This is a genomic window from Bacillus sp. LL01 (genome assembly GCF_001037965.1).
Window position 1 is genome coordinate 1 of the sequence record NZ_LFEL01000122.1, and the last position, 5,320, is coordinate 5,320.

Annotated in this window: 5 protein-coding genes; 1 reads left to right on the forward strand and 4 read right to left on the reverse strand. The window is 38.6% G+C overall.

What is annotated here, in order from left to right:
* Positions 1 to 50 precede the first annotated feature (50 nt).
* The gene (locus AB685_RS25975) at positions 51 to 545 is read right to left on the reverse strand and encodes an Lrp/AsnC family transcriptional regulator (protein ID WP_047973487.1); all 495 of its coding nucleotides are present in this window, start codon (positions 543 to 545) and stop codon (positions 51 to 53) included.
* Positions 546 to 678: 133 nt separating this feature from the next.
* Between AB685_RS25975 and AB685_RS25980 the strand changes: the two genes are divergently transcribed.
* The gene (locus tag AB685_RS25980; protein ID WP_047973488.1) at positions 679 to 1,251 is read left to right on the forward strand and encodes an isochorismatase family cysteine hydrolase; all 573 of its coding nucleotides are present in this window, start codon (positions 679 to 681) and stop codon (positions 1,249 to 1,251) included.
* A gap of 44 nt (positions 1,252 to 1,295) precedes the next feature.
* On the opposite strand, the gene bluB is transcribed toward AB685_RS25980, so the two are convergent.
* The 3 genes from bluB to AB685_RS25995 form a co-directional block, all read right to left on the reverse strand.
* Entirely contained in the window at positions 1,296 to 1,952 is a 657-nt protein-coding gene (gene bluB / locus AB685_RS25985) for a 5,6-dimethylbenzimidazole synthase (RefSeq protein WP_047973489.1), read from the reverse strand.
* A gap of 161 nt (positions 1,953 to 2,113) precedes the next feature.
* Positions 2,114 to 3,787: an alpha-glucosidase gene (locus AB685_RS25990; RefSeq protein WP_047973491.1), complete on the reverse strand. Its 1,674-nt coding sequence runs from the start codon at positions 3,785 to 3,787 to the stop codon at positions 2,114 to 2,116.
* Between the two features lie 8 nt (positions 3,788 to 3,795).
* Positions 3,796 to 5,320, reverse strand: a 1,525-nt coding sequence (locus AB685_RS25995) for a GH32 C-terminal domain-containing protein (RefSeq protein ID WP_128755948.1), incomplete at its 5' end; no start/stop codon positions are given.

Genomic DNA, 5,320 nt, shown 5'->3' on the forward strand with positions numbered 1-5,320 from the left:
TTGAATCGCTTGAACTTTTTTAGATAAACGTTTGTTTAATTGTTTTGTTGTCATGGCGTCACCACAATTCGGCGATCCGCTTCTCCTTCTCCAAATACGACCCCATCATGCTTATATTTTTTTAATTGAAAATGAGTAGTTGTTGATAAAACGGATTCCACTGTCGATAATTTTTCTGAAACAAAACGCGCAATCTCTGACATCGTCTGTCCTTCTATAACAACTGATAAATCATAAGCCCCAGACATCAAATACAATGCCTTCACTTCAGGAAAACGATAAATTCTCTCAGCAACTTGATCAAATCCAACCCCACGTTGAGGTGTAACCTTTACATCGATCATTGCTGTAACACCTTCATTTAGATCAACCTTACTCCAATCAATTACCGCAGAATAACTTAAAATAATGTGATCATCCTCTAGCTTCTTTAATAACCTCTTTACATCCTCTTCAGATGCGTCTACCATTTTAGCTAAGGTCGGAATGGAAACGCGTCCATTTTCTTCTATAATTCGTAAAAGTTCAATTGCCTTGCTCTCCATCTCTCTCTATCTCCTTTCGCGAAAAAACGCGCATGGATTGTTGTAATTTTGTTTATCATAACATATTAGCTAAATGACGATACGCGTTTCACATAAAATTCTGAATAAATCCACTTTTAAGGGGTGCTATAGGATGGAACTTTCAAATTCCTCAAATAAGAATACAGCATTATTAATTATAGATATGATTAGCGATTTTGAGTTTGAAGATTCAGAGCTTCTCATTAAACATGCCTTGCCTGCTGCTAAAAAAATTGCGGCTCTAAAAGAACGAGCACATAAAGCAAATATTCCTGTCATCTATGTAAATGACAATTATGGTAAATGGCAGTCTGACTTCCCTCGACTAGTTGCTCATTGCCTTGAAAATGATGTRAAGGGTCGGCCCATTGTCGAATTGCTACGTCCCGATGAAGATAATGATTATTTTATACTGAAACCAAAGTTCTCCGGCTTCTTTGCTACGCCTCTTAATCTGCTGTTGGAACACCTTAATGTAGATACACTAATATTAACAGGAGCAGCAGGGGACATGTGCGTTCAATTCACGGCTAATGACGCATATATGCATGATTACCGTATCTTTGTACCAAGTGATTGCTCCGCGTCTAACACACCAGAAGCTAATACTAAAGCTCTTCATATGATGAGAGATGTATCCAAGGCGGATATCACACCTTCTGTCGATTTAGATTTACCTTTATAATCAAAAAGAGTTTGAGTCCTCTGGTGAGAGCTCAAACTCTTTTATTAACCTTCTTGTTTAGAATCCCACTTTTCATTAAAAATCAAGCTCTCTAATTCGCGACGTTTCTCCCACCCTGAGGATTGTAGAATGGGTTTATCTGGATAGTTATCTGTATAACCGATCGACAAGAGCGCAAGCGGCTCGATATGTGGTGGAATATTTAAAATATCACGAATATCATTTTTCTTATAGAAACTGACCCAACCAAGAGCAAGCCCTTCAGCAGTAGCAGCTAGCCACATGTTTTGGATGGCACATGCCGTTGAGAGGATATCCGTTTCTGGGATAGAATTACGTCCTAATACATGAGAGCCACCACGAGTGGGGTCACATGTCACACAAATCGTGACAGGCGCTTGCTTCAATCCTTCAATTTTCAATGATAAAAACTTCTGATGTCGTTCGTCTTTATTTTCATAGTGGATTGCTAGAGCACGACGCTCTTTATCCGCTGCCCATGCTAGCTTTTCTTTTACTTCATCACTTTTCACCACGATGAAGTTCCAAGGCTGCATAAAGCCAACGGAAGGTCCTTGATGACCTGCTTCAATGATGTTTTGAATTTTTACTTCTTCTACCGGATTTGTTAAAAATGTTCGGACATCACGACGTGTCGCGATGACTTTATAGATCGCATCTATTTCTTGTTGATTAAACATTTTATATACCTCCCCTAATCTCTCATGCTAGTATATTTATATGTTAGCTTTAGTTATCGATTTCATATTAAATCTTACCACATTCACACCTTCATTTTGGTACAAATAAAAAAAGCACATGAACTAACAATGGTTAGCTCATATGCTGCACTATTGGACTTTTAATTCATTTGATAAACGATCGCTTCATACGGTTTTAACTCTAGTTGATCGTCTGTTGGAAGTTCTGCTTCGTAATTACTAATTAGAACTTGTTTAGTATTCATACCTTTTAGACTGAAGCTTGTCCTCTCTCCGTAAAAGTTACATAAAACAAGAAGCTTCTCGCCATCAAGTTCTCGTTCATAAGCAAATACAGCTGGGTGGTCTTCTGCTAGCAAGGTATAGGATCCATATACTATCACCTCATGCTGCCTTCTTAGCTYGATTAATTTCTTATAGTAATGAAAAATAGAATTCTCATCTGCTAAAGCCTTCTCTACATTAATCTTTTTATAATTAGGATTAACTTTTATCCACGGGGTACCGGTTGTAAATCCTGCTTCTGCACTTGAATTCCATTGCATCGGAGTCCTCGCATTATCACGGCTTTTCGCATAGATGGAAGGCATGATGTCATTAGGAGTCTTTCCATGTTCCCCTACCATCTCCTGATAGTAATTAAGCGTTTCGATATCACGGTAATCGTCAATTGAGTCAAAATGACAATTCGTCATCCCAATTTCTTCACCCTGATAAATGTAAGGTGTCCCTTTCATCATATGCAAAAGTGTCGCAAGCATCGTTGCTGATTCACGGTGGTATTTACCATCATCACCAAAACGAGATACAATTCGAGGCTGGTCATGGTTACACCAATATAAGCTATTCCACCCGTCATTCTCTAACTCATTTTGCCACTTTGAAAGATTCTCTTTTAAGTCCCGAAGCTCGAGCGTCTTAAACTCCCACTTACTCTTACCTTTATATTTATCAAGGCCCATATGTTCAAATTGAAAGACCATATCTAACTCTTGTCTATGTTCTGCTGTATATTTTTTTGCTTCACTTGGTGTCACTTTCGGGCATTCTCCAACGGTCATGATATCGTATTTTGATAACACTTCCTCATTCATTTCACGTAAGTAATCATGCACACCTGGTAAATTAAATTGATACGGTTCAGCCTTTGCATAGCCAGCTTGGAATTCCTCATAAGTTGGTAAAATCTCTTTTTTAGAGATCATATTGATAACGTCCATCCGGAAACCATCTACACCCTTATCCAACCAAAAACGCATCATTTCATAAACATCTTTTCGAACCTTCTCGTTTTCCCAGTTGAGATCTGGTTGTTTTTTTGAAAACATATGTAAGAAATACTCGTCTGTCTCCTCATCATATTGCCAAGCAGACCCACCAAAAGAAGCGATCCAGTCAGTTGGAGGTTTACCGTCTTGACCCGGTCTCCAAATATAATAGTCACGATATGCGTTTTCTTTTGACTTTCTTGATTCAATAAACCAATCATGTTCATCTGAAGAATGGTTAACCACCAAGTCCATCACGAGTTTCAACCCTCGTGTATGCATTTCTTCTAACAGCTGATCCCAATCAGCCATTGTTCCAAAGTCAGACATAATCGCTTCGTAATCACTTATATCGTAGCCATTATCATCATTTGGTGATTGATAGACCGGTGAGAGCCAAACTACATCAATTCCTAGTTCTGTCAGATAATCTAATTTAGAAATAATCCCTTGAATATCACCAATACCATCCCCATTACTATCATTAAAACTTCGAGGATAAATTTGATAGACGACACTCTCTTTCCACCATTGCTTACTACTCATTACTTCTCTCATCCTTTCTCTTTATGCTTTACTGTTTCGCGTAGCTTCACCTCAAAAGGAATCATTATTTTCTCAAATGATATCTCTTCTTGACCAATTTGTCTGAGCAACATATCCGCTCCCTGCCTACCTAGGTCTGTATAAGAATAATGAACACCTGAGAGTTTTAACCTAGAAGCTTGGGTGAGCACCGTATCATCTAATCCGAGGACCGATACATCATTTGGAATGTTAMTGCCATGGTCTTGTAGACAATTTAATGCTCCAATTGCCATACCATCATTAACAGCAATGACCGAATCAAACCTCTTTCCCTTTTGAATGATTTTTTCCATCTCATTGTATCCGCTCTCGATCAAGTAATTTCCTTGTCCGATTAACTCACGATCCAATTGAAGCCCTACTTCCCCTAACGCTTCTTCTACACCTGATTTTCTTTCAGCTGAGTTAACAGAGTTCTCTGGGCCACCTAAATAGGCGACAGCTTGATGACCTTGTTCGAGCAACGTTTTAGTAGCTTCTTTTGCAAATCGCTTATTATCAAACGCCACAAATGGGATCTCCTGCTCTTGTGTATCTTGCAGCAACACTACAACTGGTATAGGTAGCTTTTTAATCCATTCAGCGTGTTCTGGCTTAAACTGACGCGTAGCAAATATGATCCCATCTACTCGTTTTAGTCTGAATAACTCAAAGTGTTTTTTTTCGTTCGCAAAGCTTCCTTCAGAACAAGCAATTAATAGGTTATATCCATTTTCATCTAATACTTGATTGACCCCGTTAATCGCTCGAGGCAAACCTTCTCCTGTCAGACTGTGAACAATCATTCCGATTAAATGTGTTTTTTTCTCCGCCAATTCTCTGGCTAAAACATTTGGTCTGTAGCCTGTTTCTTCAATAATGGCTTGAATTTTTTTACGAGTGCTATCTTTGACACGACCTGAGTTATTAAACACTCTTGAAACGGTCGCAATCGAAACACCAGCTTTCTTTGCCACTTCACTAATATTAATATCTTTTTGCAAGTTGAACACCCCACAATGGGCCAATCRTCTCATTGATAAATCCCATTTCTTAGCCTGAAACGAAGCTTGTCCGCCTTGTGCAAAAAACTGAATACCCGTACTACAATTTGAAGGGAAGATGCGAGAGGTGAATACTTCATCGCCATCATTTATAAACACTTCACAAGAGGATACATCGACAAACAATTGAAAAGTAATGGTATCCCCATCGTACGCTACTGCCCTCTTAGTACCATATGCAGTACCCACTTCTTTACCAGATTCACTTCGATCAAGTGTTATTTTTTTGGTTAGATGATTATAGTGTACAATTGTTTTTTCATTTTCACTAGTTCGGAATTCGATACCAACAACATCACTCGTTCCTACTTCAAACTCTACTTCCAACTCATAAGTAGTACCATAGATGTGAGGGTAACTCTTTCTTTCATTCAATAGTTGGTCTGCCACCTCTTCTTGGTTACTACGTAGGTTGGCTAACTCTCTAACTGGTCTTTGGATCAATTTT